Source organism: Salinicoccus siamensis, from assembly GCF_055391965.1.
This window is the reverse complement of the sequence record NZ_AP043765.1, coordinates 1,739,704-1,763,322: the sequence shown is the minus strand read 5'-3', so window position 1 is coordinate 1,763,322 and position 23,619 is coordinate 1,739,704. Positions and strand designations below refer to the sequence as shown.

Below are 23,619 nucleotides of genomic sequence, written 5' to 3'. Positions count from 1 at the left end.
TGGATATGGATCCATGTGTAATGAAAAAGGGAGTTTATGACTTATGAATCTCGAAGGTAAAACTTTTGTTATCATGGGCGTTGCCAATAAGCGCAGCATCGCCTGGGGTGCCGCGCGGGCCCTCGATAAAATGGGTGCAAAACTGGTATTTACAATATTGAATGAACGCTTCAGGCGCGAACTGGAGAAAATCTTGGGTGACCTAGAAGGCAACCACGACATCATCGTGGAATGTGACGTCACGGACGACAAGCAGGTAGAAGCAGCGTTCAAGGAAATCGGCGAGAAGACAGGCGGCATCGATGGTCTGATGCACGCAATCGCATATGCTGGAAAAGATGAACTCCAAGGCGGCTACAGCGATACTACCCGTGAAGGCTTCAAAAACGCTCTCGACATCAGTGCGTATTCCCTGGCAGTGGTATCAAAACATGCTAAAACAATCATGAATGAAGGCGGCAGCATCGCAACGATGACTTACCTCGGCGGAGAGCGCGCAATGCCTAACTACAATGTCATGGGTGTTGCCAAAGCAGCCCTCGAATCCAGCGTACGCTACCTTGCACTCGACCTCGGCGAGTCCGGCATCCGCGTCAACGCCGTTTCAGCCGGCCCGATCCGTACCTTGAGCTCTTCAGCGGTCGGAGATTTCAAATCCATCCTGAAGGAAATTGAAGAACGTGCACCACTTAAACGCAACGTTGATCAGCTTGAAGTCGGCAACACTGTCGCATTCCTGCTCAGTGATTTGGCGAGCGGCATCACAGGAGAAGTCCTCCATGTCGATTCCGGTTACCACATCATGGCTTAATATAGCTGAAAAAGCAGCACCCGAAGGTGCTGCTTTTTTATTTCGGGCTGTATCCGTTGTTGAGTAGAGTGGTGCTAATTCCCGTTCGTCGCGTGGACGAGGGCGAGTTGGGGTGCTAATTCTCGTTCGTCGAGCGGACGAGGGCGAGTTGGGGTGCTAATTCCCGTTCGTCGCAACAAACGAACGAGAGTTACATCAAAACTGACCACCATCCAGCTTAAGCGGGCAATAAAAAAAAGCGTTCCAAATATATTGGAACGCTCCTTGACACTCAGCCTTCGCCGAGTTTATATGTTTCATATACCTGCCAGACGCCATTGTCGAGCTGGTAAAGAAGACTCATTTTATCAAGTGTTTCTTGGTGATCGATGCCCACCATGCTGAGTTGGCCGAAGATGTCTTCGTACTCCTGGGTAGTCTGTCCTTGGGCAATCGTCAAGTGTGGCACGAAAGGATGGCTGTTTTCGCCATAGAATTCGCCATCATTCAAATCGTCATGCAGAGCGACAAGTTCGTCATTCTTTTCTACTTTGAAATAGATGACTAGAGAGTTCGGTGAGAAACTTGAAACTTTCTTGATTTCGATGTCAGTTGGTTTGTGCTTTTTAGCAATTTCTTTTAGATGTTGTGAAATTTTTTCTTTTTCGGATTCATCCGCTTCAAACTTTTCCTTTAGAGTGATATGCGGGGGGATCAGTGCATAATGCGCATCATATCTTTTTCTATATTGGTTGACTTTATCCTGCAGCTGTTTAGATGGAAACATTGCTATTCCGAAATTCATCGTAATTCCTCCCTGCTTTGTTATACCTTAAGTATATCAAAGTTTTCTCAAAATGCCATAATATTCTAACTTAAGAAGTGTTTCATCGCCGGTTCCAAGATTGGTTTCCACGTTTTCCAGATGTGGCCACCGTCTAACTCTTCATATTTATATTCAAGCAGCCGGGTGGAAAGATGCTCATGCAGTTTGCGGTTCGGCATCAGGAAATCGGCACGATCTTTCGAGATGCTTTCAAAATCATCCTCTTCCAACCCTATAGTATGATACATGTCAAGATGCATGAGTGAACTTTGGGATTCGAAGCGGGCGATGAAATCATCGTCAACATAAGGACTGAGCGCCAATACATTGGAAAATGTGGCCGGATAGGTGATGGCGACCGACAATGCGAAGCTTGCAGCGAGCGATTCCCCCATCAATGTGCGGGAAGTGCCGACCTTTAGTGTCGGGAAGTGTTCATCAACCCAACTCATCAACTCATGGGCAGTGAAAGAAACGAATTTTTCATGGTGCTTGCCGTTCGGGCTGAAGTGGTCATAACGCCAGTCGACGTCAGGGTAGGGCACCCCGATGATGATGGCCCGGTCTATCTCTTCTGCCTCACGCAATTTCTCATACGTCCGTTCAAGCTGTCCGAAGCGGAAGAAGTCCTGGCCGTCGAATGTAATGATGACCCTGTGTTTATAAAGGTCTGAAAAGTTTTTTGGTATATAGTACTGGATTTCATAAGTGTCATTTAAAATTTCCGATTTGAAATCAATACTGTGTATTTTCCCTGGTGTCATTTCCATAAAAATTACCCCCTCTTGGTTATTCTACCAACAAGGGGGCAAGTGTGAAACATCAATGATGGTATTTAACGCTCATCATCGCCGTAATTCATATTATATTCCTGTTCATCCTTAAGGCGTTTCGGATAGTCCACATGCCAGAAATCTGCCGATTTGACTGTAGCTGGGTCTGGAGAGTAGATTGCGTACTTTCCTGAGCCCTTTTCCTTCTTCTGCTTCTCGAAGTCCTTCAGTGCAGCGATGGCCGGCTTCTGCAGGATGAGTATGCCGATGACGTTCAGCCAGGCCATGAGGCCTACACCGAGGTCACCCATATCCCAAGCCAATCCAGCCGAGTTGATCGTGCCGTAGAATACCGAACCGATCAGCAGCACGCCGAGCAGAGTCTTTACGATCGGCCAGCGGCCTTTCGTCAGATAGACGAGGTTCGTCTCTGCGATGTAGTAGTATGCAAGTATTGTAGTATAACAGAAGAATAGAAGTGCAAATGAGATGAAATAAGAACCGAATCCGACGAAACCAGCCTGGAAAGTATCCTGGCCACTGAATGCCTTATCGAGGCCGGCCTGTGTATAGGCCACTGTGCCTTCTACGTTCTGCTCGCCACCCGGCGTTTCCTGATAGACACCACTGTCTACGAGGAGGCCACCTTCACCATCTGAAACATTGTACATGCCTGTCATAAGAATCATGAGAGCCGTCGCCGTACATACGAAAAGTGTATCGACATATACGGAGAATGCCTGTACAAGTCCTTGTTTGGCAGGATGTGAAACTTCAGCTGCACCTGCTGCGTGAGGTCCGGTACCCTGACCGGCTTCATTGGAGTAGATGCCGCGTTGGACGCCGATTGCGATCATCGCGCCGATGATGCCGCCGAACTGCTGCTCCATGCCAAAGGCACTTTTGAAGATGAGAGCGAACATGGCAGGTACTTCCTGGATGTTCATGATGACCACGATGATGGCCACCAATACATATACGAGAGCCATGAACGGCACCACTGCCGTTGCAACATTGGCGATTGATTTGATCCCGCCGAAGATGACCAGGCCGACAAGTACTACAAGAATCGCGCCGATCACCCAGTGTGGCATGGTGAACGAGTTCGTCATGGAACCTGCTATAGAGTTGGACTGGATGCCCGGAAGCAGGAAGCCAGTGGCAAGAATCGTTACAAGTGCGAAAACTGCGGCGTAGATTTTACCGAACTTCCCACCTATCCCCTTTTCTATGTAGTACGCTGGACCACCGCGGTACTGATTGTCTTCATTCTGCTTATAGATCTGCGCCAGAGTGGATTCCACAAATGCGCTGCCTGCCCCTAGGAAGGCAATGAGCCACATCCAGAATATCGCACCTGGCCCCCCGATGTAGATGGCTGTAGCGACCCCGACTATGTTCCCCGTACCGACACGGCCGGATAAAGATACAGCCAAGGCTTGGAAACTGGAAATTCCGACTGGTGATCTTTCACCTTGGAACATAAGCCGGATCATTTCCTTGAAGTGCCTGATCTGGAAGAAGCGCATCCTCAAACTGAAGTACAGTCCTACGGCCAGCAGACCGTATACAAGAGGCGAGCTCCAAACGAGGCCATTAAGAAAATCAACGATTGTCTGCATACTATTTCCCCTTCCCCTTTGTCTTGAAGATTCTGACAACTTTAATTTTACTTGTATACAATTCATTTGTCCATATAAATATTATTAGGTATTCTAATTTATGATACAATGGGTTCTACTTTAACAACCCGTAAGGAGATTATGCCAATGACTAATAAAGTATGGTTCCAAACTGGTATTGCAATCATCATTACACTGCTGATCATCATGCTGGTCATCAGGGTCCAGGTCATTTTTGAACCGATATTCACGGTAGTCGCGACGATTTTCTTCCCGCTTCTGCTGGGTGGCCTCCTGTATTATATCACTGAGCCGATACAGCGCTTTCTGGAAAAACGGCGTGCCGGGCGCCTGACGAGCATTCTGGCGGTTTTCGTCATCATTCTGCTTTTGCTTGCCCTCCTCACCATCCTGATCGTACCAATGGTGACGCAGCAAGTTCAGAATCTGATTTCCCGTGCCCCAGTAATTCAGAATGAGATAGAACAGCTGTTCAATTATGCACTTTCCCAGCGGGATAAATTGCCGTTCGATCCGCAGAAATATATCCAGGATGCCCTGGACCGCGGTTCGGAGATGCTGTCGAACGTAGCGAGCAATGTCATGGCGATCCTATCAGGTACGGTCAGCGTGCTGATCACGTTCATTCTAATTCCGTTCTTCTTCTTCTTCCTGCTGAAGGATCATGAGAAATTCGTACCGGCGATGGTGTCTCCATTCAAAGGGACATTCAAGCAGTTCCTGACCGAACTGCTGCATGACATAGACAATACTTTACGTGCATTCATCCAAGGTCAGATGCTTGTCAGCTTCATCCTTGGCATCATCCTCTACATCGGCTATGTTTCCATCGGCCTTGAATATGCACTGCTGCTTGCGATATTCGCATTGTTCATGAACCTGATTCCGTTCATCGGGCCCTGGATGGCTTTCATCCCGGCTGCGCTGCTTGCATTGATCCAGGAACCCATCATGCTGGTGTGGGTGTCCCTGATCACTTTAGTCGCCCAACAGATTGAAAGTAATCTGATTACACCGAATGTAATGGGCCAGACACTGAACCTTCATCCACTTACTGTCATAACAGTCGTTCTTGCGGCAGGCAATATCGCCGGGTTCATCGGCATGCTGATTGCGATACCGACTTATGCAGTAATCAAGACCGTCATCAGAAATATATGGAACTACCGTGCAAACATCAGAAATACGATGCTGTCGGAACCGCGCAATACCTAGACCGGACGGGGACTTTCCCCGTCTTTTTTGATGATGAAATGGCTCATTGCCGCTTGCCCGAGATGAAAAGCGGGTATAAGTAATGGAATAATCCTGATGGGGGATGATGCCATGAAAGTGACAATAGTAGGGATGTGGAACAGTTTTCCGAAGTATTCGGAACCGACATCCGGCTGCCTGATGCAAAAGAATGGAGTGAATCTGCTGATCGATGCAGGCAGTGGCGTAGCCGGCCAAGTACAGAAGTATGTTGATATCCACACCATCGACCACATATTCCTGACACACTACCACCATGACCACGCAGGGGACATCCAAGCTTTTGTACTGGCGCGGAAACTGGCACGGGAACATAAAAAAACCGACCGCAATCTGAAGGTGTACGGGCCGGAAGGCGGTCTGCCCGTACGCGAGATCCGCCGTGCACGATATAGCACATTCCAGCCCATCCGGGCTCAAAAGACTTATACAGTCGGTCCCTTCAAACTGGAGTTCCACCGCAACGAACACAGTACGGAAACTTATGCAATACGGGTGACGGATGATACCGGTGCCGTCCTCGTCTATACGTCGGATACATGCTACCGGGGCAGCCTGGTGCGCTTTGCATTCGGGGCCGACCTGCTCATTACCGACTGTAGACTGTATGAAGGCTATGACGGCAAAGTGGAAGGCCATATGAATGCAGAAGAGGCTGGACGCCTGGCGTCGAAGGCAGACGCTACCGAGACGATACTTACAAATTTGCCTCACCACGGCGCGTTGGAAGTACTGCTTGACAGTGCCAAGCAGCACAGGGTAAAAAAAATTAGGCTGGCCGAGGCCGGCATGCAAGTTGAAATATAGGAGACGTAGAGTGTAGATTCCTGACAAAAAAAGGATGGCACCCATTTGGGGTCCATCCTTTTTATGCGGCATCTGAAGTGCGCCGCTCCTCTGAATCAATCTGATACAATACCCGGTTGATCTCCACCTGGTTGATCGCTTCCACAACGAAGTACGCAATGATGGAATAGATGATGATAACCGCAATCAGCAGCACATTCGATTGGATGACGCTTAAAACAAGCGCCGGCATGAAGACGAGGGCCATGAAGATGAGGAGCATACCCAAACGGTTGCCGCTTATCGCCCGTTGGGCTGTGGCGACCTCCTCGCTATATTCACGGTTGATGCGCTCGAGATCTATCGCAGACGGGTCCCGGTAAAGTTTCGTTATCCGGATATCTCCACCATATGGATTTTCAACATAACGCAGATCCATATGACTGTTGTTCCATGTCAGATACTTAAAAAAATTCACAATATTCCTCCTAACTATTCAAAAGATTGTGCGTTTATTATATACTGTATACATATTTAATTCAAAGGGGTGTTTTAGATGGCGCAGAAAGGATCGGATGACAAGCAGTTTTCGAGACGCGATTTCCTTAAGACGACCGGTGTGGCCACGGGAGGCATTATCGGAGGTTCCCTGATCGGCGGCTTTGTCGGCTATAATTTGAACGATGGCGACACCGCCTCAGACACCAGTGGCGAGAACAAGGGTGAGGGCGCGGCAGACGGCGGGTCAGAGAACCCCGGCCGGATCTTCTTCCATAATGATGCACAGTTCGAAACGATTTCACAGGCCATGGAGCGCATTTATCCGGAAGATGATATGGGGCCCGGCGCAATCAAGCTCGGTGCACCGTATTTCCTTGATATGCAGCTGGCAGGCGCATACGGCAACAACTCCAAAGAATACATGAAAGGGCCATTCTATGAAGGGGAACCAACCCAAGGCTATCAGTCGCGCCTGACGCGGGCGGAACTGTTCACTTTAGGCATAGAGCGCCTGGATGCGGAAGCCAACGAGGCATTCGACGATGATTTTTCAAAGCTTGACGGAGAAGATATGGATGAAGTGCTGACGAAATTCCAAAAGGGTGAAGCGGATATGGGCGTGCCTTCTGCGACAGCAAAACCGGAGGACTTCTTCAACCTGCTGCGTTCCGCGACAATCGAAGGGGTCTACTGCGATCCGATGTACCGCGGCAACCGTGGTATGGAAGGATGGAAGATGAAGCAGTTCCCGGGACACCAGCACCAGTATATCGATAAGATCGACAGCGGAGAATTTGAGGATATCAAACCGCAATCTCTATATGGAGGTAAAAGCTGATGGCAAAAGAACTTGATAAAGTGGATGTATTGACGGTCGGCGTTGGATGGACAGGCGGCATCATAGCAGCTGAAGCAGCCAAAGAAGGCTTAAAAGTAGTGGGCCTTGAGCGCGGTAAGGAACGGGGTACGGAAGATTACCAGAATATCCATGACGAATACAAATACGCGATACGCTATGAACTGATGCAGGATGTCTCCAAAGAGACGCTGACGTTCAGAAATTCACCTGACCAGCGGGCCTTGCCGATGCGCCAGCTCGGCTCGTTCCTCCTTGGTGAAAACCTCGGTGGAGCGGGGACGCACTGGAATGGGCAGACATGGCGGTTCCTGCCGTACGACTTCGAAATCCGCAGCATGACGGAAGAGAAGTACGGTGAGGATAAACTGATGGAAGATGACGGTTACAGACTCCAGGACTGGGGCATTACATACGATGAGCTGGAACCTTATTTTGACCGGTTTGAGAAGACGTGCGGCCTTTCCGGTGAAGAGAACCCACTCGGCGGCAAGCGTTCGGATGCCTATCCGACACCCCCTATGATCAAGACACCGATTCTTAAGAAATTCGAAAAAGCATCATCCGGGCTTGGCTACAGCCCAATCATGATGCCTTCGGCAAACTTGAGCGAAGCATTCGAAAATCCGGACGGCCAAAAGATCCAGGCCTGCCAATACTGTGCGTTCTGTGAACGTTTCGGCTGTGAATACGGCGCGAAATCCTCTCCTGAAATCACGGTGATACCAGCTGCCCGGGAGACCGGCAACTTTGAAGTGCGCACACACTCCAATGTCGTTGAAATCCTGACGGACGAAGACGACGACAGCCGGGTGACCGGCGTCAAATATGTCGATACACGCACCCGGGAGGAATTCATCCAGCCAGCGGACGTGGTTGTGCTGAACAGCTATGTATTCAACAACTACAAGCTCCTCAGGGTATCAGACATCGGCAAGCAATATGATCCTGAGACGGAGGAAGGGACGCTTGGACGCAGCTACTGCTACCAGATATTTGGTGGTGCCACAGGCTTCTTCGATGAGCAATTCAATACATTCATGGGAGCCGGTGCATTAGGAATGGCATTTGATGACCACAATGGGGATAACTTCGACCATTCGGATCTCGATTTCCTGCATGGCGGCAACATCTCGGTCACACAAACAGGCAACCGTCCGATTGCGACAAACCCGCTCCGCCCGGACACACCGTCATGGGGCAGCGAGTTCAAGAAGGAATCCATCGAAAACTATACGCGTACATTAAGTGTTTCAGGCCAGGGCGCAACGCTGCCGCATAAGGATAATTACATCGATCTTGACGAAACGTATAAGGACGATTACGGTGTGCCGCTCGTCAAATTGACATACAACTTCAAAGACCAGGATCGTGCCCGCCATCAGCATCTCGCCGAACGTTCGGCTGAAGTGCTTGAGGAGATGGGGGCTAAAGAAGTATCGAAAGCTGCAGAACTCGGCGACTACAGCATCGTACCTTACCAGTCCACGCACAACACAGGCGGTACGATCATGGGGGATGATCCCGAGAAGAGTGTCGTCAACACCTGGTTGCAGCACTGGGATCGTGATAATCTTTTTGTGGTCGGCGCGGGAAATTTCGTGCATAATAGTGGATATAACCCAACCGGTACTGTGGGTGCACTTGCATACCGCTGTGCTGAAGGGGTGATCCGATTCGCCAAGGAAGGCGGACGTCTTGAAGATAAGTAGGTGATATAAATGGATCCATATCAGAATATGAACATCAGCCCCACCGATAAGCGCAAAGCGGAAAAGAATAAAAGCGCTGATGCGGGGGGCAATGGTGGAAATGGGAATGGGTCTGGCAATAATACGCCGACACCACCGGAAGAACCGTCGCGGAAGCGGAAACGGGTGACGCATGAAGAGCCTTTTGCGCCTCTCATGGATCATATCGAAGATCTGAGGTCTATGCTCCTCAAGTCGGCGATCGTGTTCGTCGTCTGGTTCTTCACCATATTCTCCACCGTCGGCTGGTGGTTCCCGATCGTGTCGAAGGGCGCAGATATCGTGGTGCTTGGACCGTTTGAAGTAATCCGCTTCTACATCCAGACCTCAGCAGCCATCAGCCTTGGGCTGAGCATTCCGTTCATATGCTGGTTCCTATGGCAGTTTGTACGGCCGGGCCTGGTCGAGAAGGAGACCCAATTCCTGAAGGGGTCCCTGCCGATCATGCTCGTGCTATTCGTTATCGGAGTGTCGTTCGGCTATTTCGTCGTGCACCCGATCAGCTATTTCTTCCTGATCCAGATGGGGCAGGTCAATTTCGATGTGCTCGTGACGGCGGATGAATATATGTCCTTCCTGCTTATTACCACGATTCCCTTCGGTCTGATTTTCCAGCTGCCGATAGTGGTCCTGTTCCTGAGTCATATTGAACTGCTTGACTCAGAGTTCATGCGGAAATCAAGGAAGTATGCATATTTCGCCTTGATGGTCGTCACAGCCATCATCGCACCACCCGACTTCTTCACGCATATCATCACTCTGTTGCCGATGATCGGCCTCTATGAAGTGAGTATTGTACTGGTCAGGCGCAAAGAACGGCGCACCGCCAAAAAAGAAGCGGAAAAGGCAGAAGCAGCTTAAAAGGAGGCTCTAGGAGCCTTCTTTTTTGTGCCTAGTTATTTTATCCAGAATGTACCTGCAAGGTGAATATCTGGTATAGTACAATATAGGAAAAGGAGGGGCTTCATAAATGAAAAAAGTAAGAAAAGCGGTCATCCCAGCGGCTGGACTCGGTACCCGGTTCCTGCCGGCGACCAAGGCCATGCCAAAGGAAATGCTGCCGATCCTCGATAAGCCGACGATCCAGTATATAGTGGAGGAAGCGGTCGAAGCGGGTATTGAAGATATCATCATCGTCACCGGCAAGCACAAGCGTGCCATTGAAGATCATTTCGATCATCAGCTGGAACTTGAAATGAACTTGAAAGAGAAGGGGAAGTACGAGTTGCTTGAGAAGGTTGAGCATGCGACCGGACTTGCAAATATCTTCTATGTCAGACAAAAATCCCCTAAAGGGCTCGGACATGCCATACATACTGCCAAGCAGTTCATCGGGGACGAACCGTTCGCCGTGCTGCTCGGGGATGATATCGCCGATAATGAAGGCGGAAAGCCCGCCATCGGCCAGCTGATCGCCCATTACGAAGAATGCCAAAGTTCGGTCATCGGTGTGAAGCAGGTGCCGGCAGAGGAGACTTCCCGCTACGGGATAGTCGAATACGATGGCCAAAAGGATAACCTTTACCATCTGACCGATATGCATGAGAAACCGGGCCCGGGCGTAACGGATTCCACACTCGCCATCATGGGACGCTACGTTCTTGCGCCTGAGATTTTTGATCATCTTGAAAAAGGGGAAGTTGGAGCAGGCGGTGAAATCCAGCTGACCGATTCCATCCGGGCGATCATCGAGTCGGGCGGCGATGTCCATGCCGTTGATTTCGAAGGCACACGTTACGACGTCGGCGACAAGGCCGGATTCGTCAAAACGACGATGGAATATGCGCTTAAATCCGATATGCGCGATGAACTGCTTGAATTTATGGAAGACTCCCTGAAGCGTTACGACAGGATAAGAGAATAGAAAAACTGCGGCAGTCCATGCCCCAAAATTCCGGGGAATCGCATGGGGTGCCGCTTTTTATCTTCAAAGTGTAAAATTAGTCAAAATAAAAAGAGCAAATCAGGCATTTTCCTCCATATATTATGTAGGAGGTGCATGTCATGTTTATAACAGATAGAAGAAAATCAAAGGAGCTCCTGTTTTACGAAGCGTTGGAAGTGCGCTGTAGCTTGACGGGACAGGAAGTGAAAAGGCTTAGGGCATTGCGTCGGGGCTTCGAAGGTGAGAGGGCCTATGACGCGCTGTGGGAAGCGGCCGGCCATGATCACCTGTTGATTTTCCGGGACATCTGGCTACAGGTCGGAAATGCAGTGCTCCAGGCAGATGTGCTTATTATTGATGACGGCCAAGTGACTGTGAATGAGATAAAAAATTATTCAGGGTTATATCGGCTGGAAAATGCTGTATGGTCAGTCAACGGCTACCGTATTTCTGAAGACCCGGTCGCCCAGGTGAGGCGGACTGTCGGCAAGCTGACACATATAAGGTCGAAAGGCGGGCATTCATTTCAGATTGACGGGAAAGTCATTTTCATCAATCCCGACTTTAACCTCACCTCTGATTCAGAAACAGATGACCGGCATATCATCAACCGGACAATGCTGAAACCCTATATGGCGGATATTGCAGCAGGGTATGCCAGTAGAGAAGCATCGGACGTCGCCGAGACCATCAAGTCATGTATCATCGATGACCCGATGCGCGTCCCAGAACTCGATCCCAGCCGTATAAAGCCAGGGATTCGCTGTGCCCGCTGTAGCGCCGTTGATTTATCGATTAAAAGGTATGCAGTCGAATGCCGGCAGTGCGGCCACCACGAAACCACCGAGCGGCTGGTCGTGCGCGCTATAGTCGATCATTCCAATCTATTTCCCGATGCTTCCATGGATAAAAAGCAGATCCGGTGGATGCTTGCCGATCAGGTTGGGCTCAGATGTATAGAACACGCCCTGACGAAATATTGCATAGCCATAAAAAGAGGCAAACATGCAGCATACACTGTCGAAACACACTATCTTGAAGAATTATTGGCAATCAAGCAGTATAAATCAAGATATGAGAAGAAACCCTCTCAAATTTGAGTTGAGTCTCCAATTCCCGTTCGTCGCCGGAACGAAGGCGAGTTAACGTTCCAATTCTCGTTCGTCGCCGGAACGAAGGCGAGTTAACGTTCCAATTCTCGTTCGTCGCCGGAACGAAGGCGAGTTAACGTTCCAATTCTCGTTCGTCGCCCAAACGAAGGCGAGTTACCTAATCAATCACCCCGCAACAAAATAAAACCACTCCCACAAGCGGCGCATTCCGCATGATGGAAGTGGTTCAATATGTCTATTCCAAATATTCGACGACTTCGACTTCGTCGGTATAGTATTTCATATGGTCGCTGACATCCTGATAGACGCCGTCGGCGTCATTGAGGCCGTACTCGGTGGCGTCGGTCAGCGGAACGAGTTCAAAGTCATCGAACTCATTGCTGTGCATATAGGTAGGCATGAATTTCACCGCATCGACGGAGATGTCTTCATCGCCTCCACTGTAGGTGATGTCAAAGCCGATTATGCCGCCGAGCTTCGTCTCCAGACTCTGCTGGGCGCTGAAGAAATTGCCGAGCGAGTAGGCGATCACAGTCTCCTCACCGTCCTCGCGCTCATAGATGTCGACGGGCTGAAGCACGTGTGGGTGGTGGCCCAGTATGATGTCGGCCCCGGCATCGGCGATCTGCTCAAATTGCTGGACATGTTCATCCCTCGGGAACTCCTCGTACTCATTCCCCTGGTGCATGCTGACAACCAGCATATCGACTTCATCCCGCAAGTCTTCCATATCGGATAAAATCGTCAGCATATCAATCAGATTGACGAGGTGGTCCTCCCCTTCAGGAACCGGGATGCCGTTCGTGCCGTAGGTGTAGGCGAGGAAGCCGACCGACACCCCTTCAACATCGATGATGCGCTGGCGCTTCCGGTCTTCTGGACTGACATTCGCCCCGACATATTCTATCCCTTTCTCCTTCAAAATATCAGTTGTACGTTCGACTCCTTCAGTGCTGCGGTCGAGCGTATGGTTGTTGGCGAGTGAGACGATGTCTGCATTCAGATGTTCAAGCAGATCGGCAGCCTCAAGCGGCGCGTTGAACATCGGATAGCCACTCAATCGCAACTCCTCGCCGCCGATCGGGGTCTCCTGGTTCATGAATACGAGATCTTTATCCTGCAGATAAGGCGCAACCTCATCGACCCGTGAGGTGAAGTCGTAGCCTGATTCGGTCTCGACATCTTCATAGAGGTGGTCATGTATCAGCACATCACCCGTTGCGGCGAAGTTGAAGGATGTCTCAAGGTCGAAATGGGTCTCGACCACGTTATGTATCGCGTCTCCGGATATCTGTTCGAGCGTTTTATCATATACAGCATGCGCCTCGTAGTCAGCATCACCAAAAGGGAGGCTGAGCATCAGAAGCATCATCATCTTCAACATATATAAATCCCCCTTGTCTTTTATATTGATTCTACAATGAAGGCACATATATAACCAGTGATTGCATAAAAAAACTTCCCGATCCTAAAATGGATGGGAAGTCACAAATGCCGGTAGCGAGAATCGAACTCGCAGCTCTGCCTTACCATGGCGGTATTTTACCATTAAACTATACCGGCTGGATGGGTTGGTCGGATTAGGTCCGCCAAACACCATTCATATTATCATGCGTCTTGGAAGTTGGCAAGGGTCATTTTGACACTATTGTCGGGCTGTGCGCCAATTTGTGAAGAAAAGGACGCCGTAGTATAGGAAGAGGATGATGAAGATCAATCCGCTGGCCGTAAGTGTGGCGGTCACCGTCCCGAATATATCTGCCGTCAGGCCGCCAAGGACCGGACCGATCATTGCACCGATTCCCTGGATGGAACTGATGACACCCCAGGACTCTTCCTTACTGCTTGCACCGATGCTGCCGGCGAGATACTTGTTCCATGCAGGCAGCATGATGCCGTAGGAAAGCCCGATGAAGCTTGCGATGATGAAGATCAGCCACACCGTTTCGAGTGTGCTGAACCAGATGACGCCAGCTGCGTATATGAAGAAGCCGCCGACGATGACGGTGCGGGTGAACCGCTCTGTATGGGCATCGAGTGCCCGGCTCAACACGGTCATTGAAAATCCGACGAGGCCGAACACGATCAGGATAAAGAACGTGTATTCAAAATAGTTCAATTCAAGCAGCGAGGTGATGTACGTCGGCAGGACCGGCAGCAGCATGCCGACGCCGAGCCCCTGAAGCATGATGCCGGGCATGTTGCGCATATGATGGCGCAGGATCTCCCACGTCTCGCCAAGCGGCAGCCGGCGCTTGCGGCGGCTCGCGGTGGCCTCCCCATGCGTCTCTACTTTGTAGTCGCCTGGCAGGATCAGGAAGATGATGAAGTTCAGGGCGAAGACGATCACCATCGCAACGACCGCCGCAGCATCGAATATGCCGATCAGGAAGTTCATGATGACCATGCCGGCACCGAGGCCGGAGAGCCAGGAAAAGAAGATGAGGCCCATTTCCCGCCCGCGGTTTTCATCCTGCACATTGGATAATGCGATGATCCAGATCGGACAGACGCTGATGCCGAGCAGGCATGCTGCGATCAAAAGCGAGTAGAAGCTCTGATCGAACATGACGAGCGCCATGGCACCGACGCCGACGAGGTAACTCAGGAACATCGTCCACCAGGCACCGATCTTACGCATGATGAAACCAAGCCAGATGTTGGTCACGGCATCGAATACATAATGCATCGTGATGACGATGGACGATAGGCTCAGTGAAATGATGCCGATCGTCGGCAGGGCCGGTAGGTAGCTGAGTATGAACATGCCCCGGACGACTTCCGTCAGGCACAGTATGAAAGCGAGTTTCCAGAATCGTTTCTTTTTTGTATTGGTTGTCATTATGTCACCTTTTATAACGCCGTCAGCTCCTGTACGGGCATGAAGACGCTGCATTTTATGGTTGTCATCATTGTTCAGATGATACGGAACGGTTTGCCCTTCTGTCAATTCCCACTATTAAAGAACATTCTTCTATTGTATAATATAAAAGTTGAAAGGTGGCAGGAAAAATGAATTCGAAGACATTGATTTCCCTACTGAAAATTAAAAAGACATACGGGGAATTTCCAGAAACGGTAGCGCACATCTCCATGGATTCCCGTGAAGTGGATGGAAATGCCATATTCGTAGCGGTGCGGGGCCATCAGGTCGATGGCTTCGATTTCATTCCGCAGGCTATGGAATCAGGGTGCCGCTTCATCGTAACAGACCGTTATGCCGATTTGCCAGAAAATGTCGGGCTCCTCGTCGTCAGAGACCCCGTCAAGGTGGCTTCCCTATTCTCGGAATACATCTACAGCTTCCCCCATGAAACCCAGACGATGATCGGGGTGACGGGCACGAACGGCAAAACCACCGTCGCTACGATGATCCACAATCTAAGCCGTGCGCTCGGCAAGAACAGCGCCTACCTCGGAACCAACGGTTTCGTGGTGAATGACGACCGCTATGCCAGCACCAATACGACGCCTGAAACGACCCGGCTCCATAAAAGGATCAAGGAAGCGAGCGAACGGGATTCCGAAGTCTTCACGATGGAAGTATCGTCGCATGCCCTCGGTCTCGGCCGGACGTTCGGCATCGACTACGACATCGCAATCTTCACCAACCTGACCCAGGATCATCTCGACTTCCATAATACAATGGATGAATACGGCTACACGAAAGGATTGCTGTTCTCCCAGATGGGCCAGAATGTCAAAGATCCGAAATATGCGATCCTCAATGAGGACGATCCCTGGTCGGCGCGCTATCGCGCGATGACGCCGCATGAGGTCATCACCTACGGCATGACCGACGCAGCCGACTTCTACCCATCGGATATCCAAGGCACACTTGAAGCCTTTACATTCACATTGAATACCCCAGAAGGGCAGTATCATGTCGAATCACCCTTCATCGGCCACTTCAATATTCAGAACCTGATGTGCGCCATCATCAGCGAATGGCTGCAGGGCTATAAGCTGCCGCGCATCATCCGCGCAGTCAGCGACATGGCACCCGTGGAAGGACGGCTCGAGGTGCTCGACCGCACGCTGCCGATCGACATCATCATCGATTTCGCCCACACACCGGACGCCCTCAGTAAAATCATCGACACAATCGAGCCGTTCGTCACCGGCAGATTGATTTTCCTGGTCGGCATGACCGGCGAACGTGATCTGTCGAAAGCGAAGGAAATGGGCCACATATCGACGCGGGCCGACGTGGCGATATTCACACCCGACAACCCCGCCAACGATGACCCTGCCATGCTGGTCGAAGCGCTCGCCGAAGGGGCGGCGCACGACAATTACCGAACCTTCCTGGACCGGGCTGAAGGCATCGAATATGCAATCGCCCTGGCGGAGCCCGGGGATACGGTGGTGCTCGCCTGCAAAGGCCGCGAGCCATACCAGATCATGGAAGACTATGTAAAGGTGCCCCACCGCGATGACCTGATTGCACTGGACTGCGCCTACCGCAAGTACAGGAGGGATGAGTATGTTTCAGACGACATCATCGATTGAGGGGCAAAACATGCCTGTCTTCATCCATGAGTCCGAGTCGCGCGGAACATTCATCATCAGCCTCCCGGATATCCACTTCAGCATCGAATACCCGCAGTCGTTGACCAGTGAAGAGCAGATCGAAACACTTGTCCTGCATCTGTTCAGCATGATGGACGAAAATCAGGCTGAAGCAGTCGCCCGGGACATTGTACACGCAATTTTGCGAAAGTAAGGAGACCATTATGGATTTTACTCAAGAAATAGAAAAACGGAAGACATTCGCCATCATCTCCCACCCGGATGCCGGTAAGACGACGCTCACCGAGAAGCTGCTTCTGTTCGGTGGCGCCATCCGCAGTGCGGGTACCGTCAAAGGCAAGAAGAGCGGCAAGTTCGCCACGTCCGACTGGATGAAGGTCGAGCAGGAGCGGGGCATCAGTGTCACCAGCTCCGTCATGCAGTTCGACTTCGACGGCTATAAGATCAACATCCTGGATACCCCGGGACACGAAGATTTCTCGGAGGATACGTATCGTACGCTGATGGCGGTCGACTCGGCCGTCATGGTCATCGATGCGGCGAAAGGCATCGAACCCCAGACCCTGAAACTGTTCAAAGTCTGTAAGATGCGCGGCATTCCGATCTTTACGTTCATCAACAAACTCGACCGTGTCGGCAAGGAACCGTTCGAACTGCTTGAAGAGATCGAATCGACGCTTGATATCGAAACATATCCGATGACGTGGCCGGTCGGCATGGGGCCATCCTTCTTCGGCATCATCAACCGTAAAGACCACTCGATCAACCCTTACCGGGAAGATGATACGATTCAGCTTGATGAAGACTACGCACCGGTCGGCGGACACGCCATCGAAGAAGATGAAGCGTTCCAGACGGCGATCGAGGAGTTTATGCTCGTTGAAGAAGCGGGCGATGACTTTGATGATGAAAAAATCGCCCGTGGTGATCTGACGCCGGTCTTCTTCGGTTCCGCGCTGTCTACATTCGGCATCGAGGAATTCCTCGATACGTACGTCGACTATGCACCAATGCCGACGCCACGTAAGACCAAAGAAGAGTCGCTTGTATCGCCGAAGAGTGAAGACTTCAGCGGTTTCATCTTCAAAATCCAAGCCAATATGGACCCCCGCCACCGCGACCGCCTTGCATTCATGCGGGTCGTCTCAGGGAAATTCACGCGCGGCATGGAAGCCAGGCTGGCACGCACCGGCCGCAAAGTCAAAGTCGCACGCGCCACGATGTTCATGGCAGATGACACTGAAACGGTCAATGAAGCCTATCCCGGCGATATCATAGGCCTCTATGATACAGGAACCTTCCAGATCGGAGATACGCTGTACGCCGGCCAGAAGGTCGATTTCGAAGACCTGCCGCAGTTTACGCCTGAGCTCTTCATGAAGGTGTCGGCAAAGAACGTCATGAAGCAGAAGCATTTCTACAAAGGAATCGAGCAGCTTGTGCAGGAAGGCGCCATCCAGTACTACAAGACGATGCATACGAACCAGCCGATACTCGGCGCGGTCGGACAGCTTCAGTTTGAAGTGTTTGAGCACCGCATGAAGAACGAGTACAATACAGACGTCATTATGGAACCGATCGGCAAGAAGATTGCCAGATGGGTTGAAAATGAAGAAGACATCACCGATGCCATGCACTCATCCCGTTCGAATCTTGTGCTCGACCGCTATGATAACCAGGTGTTCCTGTTCGAAAACGAATTCGCCATGCGCTGGTTCAGCGATAAATTCCCGGACATCAGGCTCTATTCGCTGATGTAGGTTTTCGCTTTACATCAGGAACGGAATCGGCTATATTCAATAAGTAACTAAAAGAACATACCTTTCCAATCGGAAAAGGGGAGTAACGAATGGGGCGACCCATCGATGCATCGTCATGACGGAGAAATTCCCGGTGCATCGAGCAATACTTTGTATTGTATCGTGAGACCTTGGCCGCATCTCTACGGAGATATGCGACCAAGGTCTTTTTTCGTTCACTCGGAAAAGGAGAGAAGTCAATGGATTTTGCAGTAATTTTAGAGTATTCATGGGTGTTGATCGTCCTCATTGTGCTCGAGGGGCTGCTCGCAGCAGATAACGCGGTGGTGCTCGCCGTCATGGTCAAGCACCTCGGGTTCAAGGAACGGAAGAAGGCATTGTTCTATGGATTGTTTGGGGCCTTCATCTTTAGGATGGTCGCCATACTGCTGCTCGTCTGGCTCGTCCAGTGGTGGTGGATGCAGGCGCTCGGTGCCATCTACCTGTTCTATGTGTCCATCTCACACCTCTATGCCATCTGGCGCGGGGGAGAGGACGAAGCAGCACATGAAGCGGCGGCCGAAGGCAAAAAGCCGAAGAAGAAAGCGGGTTTCTGGCTGACGGTCTTCAAGGTGGAAATCGCTGACGTCGCCTTCGCCATAGACTCCATTTTGGCGGCAGCGGCAATTGCCCTGGCGCTCCCGGAAGTCGGCGGCGACTTCTTTGGCGTCAACGCCGGACAGTATACCGTAATGCTTGTCGGTGGCCTGATCGGTGTCATCATCATGCGGTTCTTCGCCAACTGGTTCGTCGAACTGCTCAACAAGAAGCCAGGCCTTGAAATCGCCGCCTTCGTCATCGTCGGTTGGGTCGGCGTCAAACTATCGGTTCTGACGCTCGCCCACGACGCACTAGGCGTCATACCGGAAGCCTTTCCGCATTCAGTCACCTGGAAATTGATCTTCTGGAGCGTCATGGCGGTTGTCATCGCTGCAGGCTGGTTCCTCAGCAGCGATAGGGCCAATCAAGATGGTGAATCAGTGGAAACAAACAGATAAACGTTCTATAATTGAAGCAATACTGATGAGGAGGGGTCGCCTTTGGACAAGTCTAGGAAGCATATCATTCCGAAAGACCGGTACCGCCGTAAGCGAAGAACATTCAACGCCGGCGATGGACGTGATGAAGAGAAGCAGACAGGACAAGTAGAGGGTCAGATAGATGACCATAAAAGCACAGTCGAGTACAAAGGACCTAATCCGCACGATTATGGTAATGACGGCAACACAGAAGATATGCAGGCTCGCCGGGAGAATATGGGGGACACCATGCATATGGCGCCTTCAGGTGGCTATGTCAGGTCCGGAAGTGCACGGCGGAGCAAGGGCAAAGACGACGGCGCTAAAGAGGCAGACACGGGGCCTGATACACGCGATCATGCGGCAGACGGCATAAGTGCCGATGCCAAGAACGGTCCGGAGAACGTGGGAGACACCATGCATATGGCGCCTGAGCCGGGCCCGACTGGGACCACTGCCCCGGGGGAGCGCCGTGGAGGCCGCGGAGGCGGCCGTAAAGGTGGAAAGGGTGGTTGTTTGAGCACCATCCTCCTGCCGCTTATCGCCGGATTGATCGGTGCCCTGATTGCACTTGCCCTATTCAGTGCATTCACTGACGACACGAACCAGGATGAATCTGCTGGAGGCGTCTCAGGGAATGACCAGAGTGAGCAAGAAGAGGGAGGCGATCAACAGGAAGGCGACAATAGCGGTGACGCAGAAGTTTCGGATACGACGGCCGCCATCCAGAAGGCGCGCAAGTCTGTGGTCTCGATCGTCAACCTCCAGAAGATCGGCGACATCCTCCCTGGACTTGAGCAGCAGACTGACAGTGAACCGGAAGAAGCGGGGACCGGCTCTGGTGTCATCTACAAGCTGACGGAAGAAGATGCATACGTCGTCACGAACAACCATGTGGTTGACGGGGCCCAGGAGCTCGAAGTGACACTTGAGAACGGCACCCAGAAATCGGCTGAAATTGTTGGTACCGACCTATGGACGGACCTTGCTGTATTGCGTATGGACCGCGGTGAAATCGAAAATGCCATCGAGTTCGGCGACAGTTCGGATCTCCAGGTGGGTGAAACGGCAATCGCAATCGGTTCGCCCCTTGGCCAGGCATTTTCAGGCTCGGTGTCACAGGGGATCATCTCAGGTCTCGACCGCAGTGTGCCCGTCGATATAGACAACGACGGCAACTACGACTGGGAGGCGAACGTTTTGCAGACCGATGCGGCCATCAATCCAGGTAACTCGGGCGGCGCGCTGGTCGACCAGTCAGGTGACTTGATCGGCATCAACTCGATGAAGATCAGCATGCCGACAGTGGAAGGGATCGGATTTGCAATCCCTGTCAACGAAGTGCAGGAGATTGCCACCCAGCTTGAAGAGCAGGGAGAAATCTCCCGGCCGTTCCTCGGCGTCCTGCTGCAGGACCTCTATACGGTACCGGCTGAAGTGCTGGTCAATGAGATGAACCTGCCTGATGATGTGGAGTCGGGTGTGATCATCAGCAACGTTGAGGATGGCAGTCCGGCAGACGCGGGCGGCCTCAAGCAGTTCGATGTCATCGTATCGTTCGACGGCAATGAAATTGCGAACATGATAGAACTCAGGAAGTATCTGTATTACGAAAAGGAACAGGGAGAGGAGATGACGGTCGGCTATTACCGCAACGGTAATCTGCAGGAAACGACCGTCACCCTGGAATAGTGTGGCGCACCGGGTGACCGGTGCTTTTTTATATGAGTAGGAATGTAGTGGATAGGGTACTGTCAAACAGTATGAAAGTCACCTTGACACAGCTTGATCGGGTGCGTGATAATAAGATGTATTTATGAGAACCGCACGGTTTTGAAAGAAGGGATTGCAATGTTCAAATCGTTGGAGCGTTTCCTCGACTCGCTCACCCCCCAACGCGGGATTTTTCTGTACTATCTGATTGCGCTTTTTGTGGCAAGTTCTGTCCTGAGCCTGCCTTTCCTCTACCGTGGGGAGAAGGATACGGCGCTGATCGACACGATTTTCGTCGCAGCCTCCGCCTTGTCGGTGACGGGCCTGACCCCGATTACGATCGCCGAAACGTTCAATACGAGCGGCTACGTGGTCATCATGGTCATCCTGAACCTTGGTGGGGTCGGCATTATGGCCATGGGTACCATGCTGTGGGTGCTGTTCGGCCGTCATATCGGCCTGAAGGAGCGCATGCAGATTGCCGTCGACAACCACCAGTATAAATTCTCGGGAGCGGTCAAGCTGGTCATCGAGATACTGAAGACGTTGCTGATCATCGAAACGATCGGCGCGGTGATGTATTTCATCTATTTTATGGCAGAGTCCAATGATTTCTACTATTCCCTGATGAACGGCCTGTTCCTGTCGGTTTCGGCCACAACGAACGGCGGTATGGACCTGTTCGGCAACTCATTGATCAGCTATGAGGAAGGTTACATACTGCAGGTGCCGGTGATGATCCAGATCATGCTCGGTGCTATCGGTTACCCAGTATTGATAGAAGTCCGCCGCTTCCTCCGGTCGCGCAAACGGAGTTTCCGGTTTACGCTGTTCGCCAAGATTACGACACTCACTTACCTGGTCTTGTTCCTGGTGGGGACGTTCTTTATCTTCGTCATGGAATCAGCGAATTACTTCTCGGAGGATTCATGGTTCAAAACGTTGATGAACAGCATGTTCGCCTCATTGACTACCCGGAGCGCCGGGTTGACGACCGTCGACCCGAGCCTGTTCAGTGATGCAACACAGCTCGTCATGAGTGCCCTGATGTTTATCGGCGCCTCTCCAAGTTCCGCCGGGGGTGGCATCAGAACGACCACATTCGCACTGCTTATCCTGTTCCTCATCTCGTTCAGCCGGGGACGCAAAGATATCCGCATCTTCAACCGTGAAGTCGACGGTGAGGATCTGCGCCGTGCATTCGCCGTCATCATACTGGCAGTCTTCCTGGTATTCAGTGGCATCATTTCAGTGGTCCTGTTTGAGGGCGGCCGCTTCGACCTGATCGATATCATATTCGAGGTCACCAGTGCATTCGGTACGACGGGCTTATCGACCGGCATTACAGGGGATCTGACCAACTGGAGTAAAGTGGTTGTCATGATCTTCATGTTCATCGGACGGATCGGTTTCATCTCCTTCCTGTTCTCGATGGGCGGCAAGCAGAAGGAATTGTCTTTCCATTATCCGAAAGAACGCATCTTGATCGGCTGATAAACTTCAAATGAGAGGAGTATCCAGACATGCAGGAATTTTTCAGTGTCAGCCTCATACTGACCCAGCATCTTGGACGCAACCTCGGCAGTGCGCCGGGCGTGACGCTGTCGAAGGTGGCCAAATATAGGCGGGGGCTGCTCTTTGAGCAGAACCACCATGTCATCCTCGCCGACCTCGGGGGCACCATCGGCATCGATCTGGACTACATCACCCCGCGCAACCCTGCCATCACGGCGATGAACTATATGGATTACGGCTTCGGCGTGTTGAACCATAAGGATATGGCCAACATTTCACGGCTCAGGCGTTCCTTGAGCTTTTCGAAGTTCCCTTGGATGAGCTGCAACATCACCCATCCGGCGACAAAGGAACCGTTTTTCGGGGAGCCGTACGAAATCTACAGGACCAACGGCATGAAGCTCGCCATCCTCGGCGGCTATGCCGGCACCTATGATCCATCAGAGGCAAGCGGTGAGCGGGATCTCCATATATCGAACCTCAGCAGCTCCATCAAACGTTGGCTCAGATACATCTATGATACCGAAAATCCCGACTACGTCATCGTCTGCCTCGCCGATGCCGACGATACGATCAGCCGCGTCATCCATGATATGGAAGGCGTCGGCCTCCTCATCACCGGCAGCTGTGACGCGGCATCATATGAGGAGAACCACCACGCGTCTTATTCTGCAGAAGACGACCGGCATATCCCGAGATATCATCACCATCACACCGGCAAGGTGATGCATGTCGAACTCAATTTCAAGACCCGCACCAGCACATATGAATATTTGAGCCATTCCGTCTCACGCATCGACCGCGAAGTGTCCCAGCTCCAAGAAGACCACCGTCTCCTTGATCTGGTCCACTATCACCTGTAG

At 51.5% G+C, this 23,619-nt stretch carries 21 protein-coding genes and 1 tRNA gene; 15 read left to right on the top strand and 7 right to left on the bottom strand.

Annotated elements, in window-relative coordinates; genetic code table 11:
- Positions 1-43 precede the first annotated feature (43 nt).
- Positions 44-811: an enoyl-ACP reductase FabI gene (gene fabI / locus ACZ5LF_RS09030; RefSeq protein WP_380569868.1), complete on the top strand. Its 768-nt coding sequence runs from the start codon at positions 44-46 to the stop codon at positions 809-811.
- Between the two features lie 271 nt (positions 812-1,082).
- On the opposite strand, the gene ACZ5LF_RS09025 is transcribed toward fabI, so the two are convergent.
- The 3 genes from ACZ5LF_RS09025 to ACZ5LF_RS09015 form a co-directional block, all read right to left on the bottom strand.
- Positions 1,083-1,595, bottom strand: coding sequence for a YjcG family protein (locus ACZ5LF_RS09025; protein ID WP_380569867.1), 513 nt, complete (start codon positions 1,593-1,595; stop codon positions 1,083-1,085).
- Positions 1,596-1,660: 65 nt separating this feature from the next.
- Positions 1,661-2,386 (bottom strand): alpha/beta hydrolase-fold protein, encoded by a 726-nt coding sequence (locus ACZ5LF_RS09020; RefSeq protein WP_380569866.1) that lies wholly within the window; start codon positions 2,384-2,386, stop codon positions 1,661-1,663.
- 65 nt (positions 2,387-2,451) lie between these two features.
- The gene (locus ACZ5LF_RS09015; protein ID WP_380569865.1) at positions 2,452-4,011 is read right to left on the bottom strand and encodes an alanine/glycine:cation symporter family protein; all 1,560 of its coding nucleotides are present in this window, start codon (positions 4,009-4,011) and stop codon (positions 2,452-2,454) included.
- 147 nt (positions 4,012-4,158) lie between these two features.
- Between ACZ5LF_RS09015 and ACZ5LF_RS09010 the strand changes: the two genes are divergently transcribed.
- Together ACZ5LF_RS09010 and ACZ5LF_RS09005 are read left to right on the top strand one after the other, a co-directional pair.
- Positions 4,159-5,247: an AI-2E family transporter gene (locus ACZ5LF_RS09010; protein ID WP_380569864.1), complete on the top strand. Its 1,089-nt coding sequence runs from the start codon at positions 4,159-4,161 to the stop codon at positions 5,245-5,247.
- A 111-nt stretch (positions 5,248-5,358) separates the two neighbouring features.
- On the top strand, positions 5,359-6,093 hold the full coding sequence (locus tag ACZ5LF_RS09005; protein ID WP_380569863.1) for an MBL fold metallo-hydrolase: 735 nt from the start codon (positions 5,359-5,361) through the stop codon (positions 6,091-6,093).
- Between the two features lie 61 nt (positions 6,094-6,154).
- On the opposite strand, the gene ACZ5LF_RS09000 is transcribed toward ACZ5LF_RS09005, so the two are convergent.
- Positions 6,155-6,550 carry a hypothetical protein gene (locus ACZ5LF_RS09000; protein ID WP_380569862.1) on the bottom strand — a complete coding sequence of 132 codons (396 nt, stop codon included), beginning with the start codon at positions 6,548-6,550 and terminating at the stop codon, positions 6,155-6,157.
- 78 nt (positions 6,551-6,628) lie between these two features.
- On the opposite strand from ACZ5LF_RS09000, the gene ACZ5LF_RS08995 reads away from it, so the two are divergent.
- From ACZ5LF_RS08995 to ACZ5LF_RS08975, 5 genes are all read left to right on the top strand, one after another.
- Complete coding sequence (locus ACZ5LF_RS08995) at positions 6,629-7,411, top strand: gluconate 2-dehydrogenase subunit 3 family protein (protein WP_380569861.1); 783 nt, start codon at positions 6,629-6,631, stop codon at positions 7,409-7,411.
- Positions 7,411-9,141 carry a GMC family oxidoreductase gene (locus tag ACZ5LF_RS08990; protein ID WP_380569860.1) on the top strand — a complete coding sequence of 577 codons (1,731 nt, stop codon included), beginning with the start codon at positions 7,411-7,413 and terminating at the stop codon, positions 9,139-9,141. The genes ACZ5LF_RS08995 and ACZ5LF_RS08990 overlap by 1 nt, the downstream gene beginning before the upstream one ends.
- A 9-nt stretch (positions 9,142-9,150) precedes the next feature.
- Positions 9,151-10,041, top strand: coding sequence for a twin-arginine translocase subunit TatC (tatC, locus tag ACZ5LF_RS08985; protein ID WP_380569859.1), 891 nt, complete (start codon positions 9,151-9,153; stop codon positions 10,039-10,041).
- Positions 10,042-10,150: 109 nt separating this feature from the next.
- The gene (gene galU, locus ACZ5LF_RS08980) at positions 10,151-11,044 is read left to right on the top strand and encodes a UTP--glucose-1-phosphate uridylyltransferase GalU (RefSeq protein WP_380569858.1); all 894 of its coding nucleotides are present in this window, start codon (positions 10,151-10,153) and stop codon (positions 11,042-11,044) included.
- 140 nt (positions 11,045-11,184) lie between these two features.
- The gene (locus ACZ5LF_RS08975; RefSeq protein ID WP_380569857.1) at positions 11,185-12,165 is read left to right on the top strand and encodes a nuclease-related domain-containing protein; all 981 of its coding nucleotides are present in this window, start codon (positions 11,185-11,187) and stop codon (positions 12,163-12,165) included.
- A 247-nt stretch (positions 12,166-12,412) separates the two neighbouring features.
- Here ACZ5LF_RS08975 and ACZ5LF_RS08970 read toward each other — a convergent pair whose 3' ends face one another.
- From ACZ5LF_RS08970 to ACZ5LF_RS08960, 3 genes are all read right to left on the bottom strand, one after another.
- A complete protein-coding gene (locus ACZ5LF_RS08970; protein WP_380569856.1) occupies positions 12,413-13,561 on the bottom strand; it encodes a CapA family protein in 1,149 nt (382 codons plus the stop codon).
- A 108-nt stretch (positions 13,562-13,669) separates the two neighbouring features.
- Positions 13,670-13,740 (bottom strand) — tRNA-Thr (locus tag ACZ5LF_RS08965).
- Between the two features lie 82 nt (positions 13,741-13,822).
- Positions 13,823-15,127 (bottom strand): MFS transporter, encoded by a 1,305-nt coding sequence (locus ACZ5LF_RS08960; protein ID WP_380569855.1) that lies wholly within the window; start codon positions 15,125-15,127, stop codon positions 13,823-13,825.
- Between the two features lie 62 nt (positions 15,128-15,189).
- On the opposite strand from ACZ5LF_RS08960, the gene ACZ5LF_RS08955 reads away from it, so the two are divergent.
- The 7 genes from ACZ5LF_RS08955 (at position 15,190) to ACZ5LF_RS08925 (ending at position 23,619) form a co-directional block, all read left to right on the top strand.
- Positions 15,190-16,689, top strand: a complete 1,500-nt coding sequence (locus ACZ5LF_RS08955) for a UDP-N-acetylmuramoyl-L-alanyl-D-glutamate--2,6-diaminopimelate ligase (RefSeq protein ID WP_380569854.1) — start codon at positions 15,190-15,192, stop codon at positions 16,687-16,689.
- Positions 16,664-16,903 carry a YueH family protein gene (locus tag ACZ5LF_RS08950; protein WP_380569853.1) on the top strand — a complete coding sequence of 80 codons (240 nt, stop codon included), beginning with the start codon at positions 16,664-16,666 and terminating at the stop codon, positions 16,901-16,903. Before ACZ5LF_RS08955 ends, ACZ5LF_RS08950 begins: the two co-directional genes overlap by 26 nt.
- A gap of 10 nt (positions 16,904-16,913) precedes the next feature.
- Positions 16,914-18,470 (top strand): peptide chain release factor 3, encoded by a 1,557-nt coding sequence (locus ACZ5LF_RS08945; RefSeq protein ID WP_380569852.1) that lies wholly within the window; start codon positions 16,914-16,916, stop codon positions 18,468-18,470.
- 239 nt (positions 18,471-18,709) lie between these two features.
- On the top strand, positions 18,710-19,507 hold the full coding sequence (locus ACZ5LF_RS08940) for a TerC family protein (RefSeq protein ID WP_380569851.1): 798 nt from the start codon (positions 18,710-18,712) through the stop codon (positions 19,505-19,507).
- A gap of 42 nt (positions 19,508-19,549) precedes the next feature.
- Complete coding sequence (locus tag ACZ5LF_RS08935; protein ID WP_380569850.1) at positions 19,550-21,220, top strand: S1C family serine protease; 1,671 nt, start codon at positions 19,550-19,552, stop codon at positions 21,218-21,220.
- A 159-nt stretch (positions 21,221-21,379) separates the two neighbouring features.
- The gene (locus tag ACZ5LF_RS08930) at positions 21,380-22,735 is read left to right on the top strand and encodes a TrkH family potassium uptake protein (RefSeq protein ID WP_380569849.1); all 1,356 of its coding nucleotides are present in this window, start codon (positions 21,380-21,382) and stop codon (positions 22,733-22,735) included.
- Positions 22,736-22,764: 29 nt separating this feature from the next.
- On the top strand, positions 22,765-23,619 hold the full coding sequence (locus tag ACZ5LF_RS08925; RefSeq protein WP_380569848.1) for a bifunctional UDP-sugar hydrolase/5'-nucleotidase: 855 nt from the start codon (positions 22,765-22,767) through the stop codon (positions 23,617-23,619).

What these genes read in the sequence shown, in the direction of transcription:
- ACZ5LF_RS08975 (WP_380569857.1), top strand. Translation starts at nt 11,185, where the DNA reads ATGTTTATAACAGATAGAAGAAAATCAAAGGAGCTCCTGTTTTACGAA.
- ACZ5LF_RS08925 (WP_380569848.1), top strand. Translation starts at nt 22,765, where the DNA reads ATGCAGGAATTTTTCAGTGTCAGCCTCATACTGACCCAGCATCTTGGA.
- ACZ5LF_RS08950 (WP_380569853.1), top strand. Translation starts at nt 16,664, where the DNA reads ATGTTTCAGACGACATCATCGATTGAGGGGCAAAACATGCCTGTCTTC.
- ACZ5LF_RS08990 (WP_380569860.1), top strand. Translation starts at nt 7,411, where the DNA reads ATGGCAAAAGAACTTGATAAAGTGGATGTATTGACGGTCGGCGTTGGA.
- ACZ5LF_RS09005 (WP_380569863.1), top strand. Translation starts at nt 5,359, where the DNA reads ATGAAAGTGACAATAGTAGGGATGTGGAACAGTTTTCCGAAGTATTCG.
- ACZ5LF_RS09015 (WP_380569865.1), bottom strand. Translation starts at nt 4,011, where the DNA reads ATGCAGACAATCGTTGATTTTCTTAATGGCCTCGTTTGGAGCTCGCCT.
- ACZ5LF_RS09010 (WP_380569864.1), top strand. Translation starts at nt 4,159, where the DNA reads ATGACTAATAAAGTATGGTTCCAAACTGGTATTGCAATCATCATTACA.
- ACZ5LF_RS08930 (WP_380569849.1), top strand. Translation starts at nt 21,380, where the DNA reads ATGTTCAAATCGTTGGAGCGTTTCCTCGACTCGCTCACCCCCCAACGC.
- ACZ5LF_RS08970 (WP_380569856.1), bottom strand. Translation starts at nt 13,561, where the DNA reads ATGTTGAAGATGATGATGCTTCTGATGCTCAGCCTCCCTTTTGGTGAT.
- galU (WP_380569858.1), top strand. Translation starts at nt 10,151, where the DNA reads ATGAAAAAAGTAAGAAAAGCGGTCATCCCAGCGGCTGGACTCGGTACC.
- ACZ5LF_RS09025 (WP_380569867.1), bottom strand. Translation starts at nt 1,595, where the DNA reads ATGAATTTCGGAATAGCAATGTTTCCATCTAAACAGCTGCAGGATAAA.
- ACZ5LF_RS09020 (WP_380569866.1), bottom strand. Translation starts at nt 2,386, where the DNA reads ATGGAAATGACACCAGGGAAAATACACAGTATTGATTTCAAATCGGAA.
- tatC (WP_380569859.1), top strand. Translation starts at nt 9,151, where the DNA reads ATGGATCCATATCAGAATATGAACATCAGCCCCACCGATAAGCGCAAA.
- fabI (WP_380569868.1), top strand. Translation starts at nt 44, where the DNA reads ATGAATCTCGAAGGTAAAACTTTTGTTATCATGGGCGTTGCCAATAAG.
- ACZ5LF_RS08995 (WP_380569861.1), top strand. Translation starts at nt 6,629, where the DNA reads ATGGCGCAGAAAGGATCGGATGACAAGCAGTTTTCGAGACGCGATTTC.
- ACZ5LF_RS08940 (WP_380569851.1), top strand. Translation starts at nt 18,710, where the DNA reads ATGGATTTTGCAGTAATTTTAGAGTATTCATGGGTGTTGATCGTCCTC.
- ACZ5LF_RS08955 (WP_380569854.1), top strand. Translation starts at nt 15,190, where the DNA reads ATGAATTCGAAGACATTGATTTCCCTACTGAAAATTAAAAAGACATAC.
- ACZ5LF_RS08945 (WP_380569852.1), top strand. Translation starts at nt 16,914, where the DNA reads ATGGATTTTACTCAAGAAATAGAAAAACGGAAGACATTCGCCATCATC.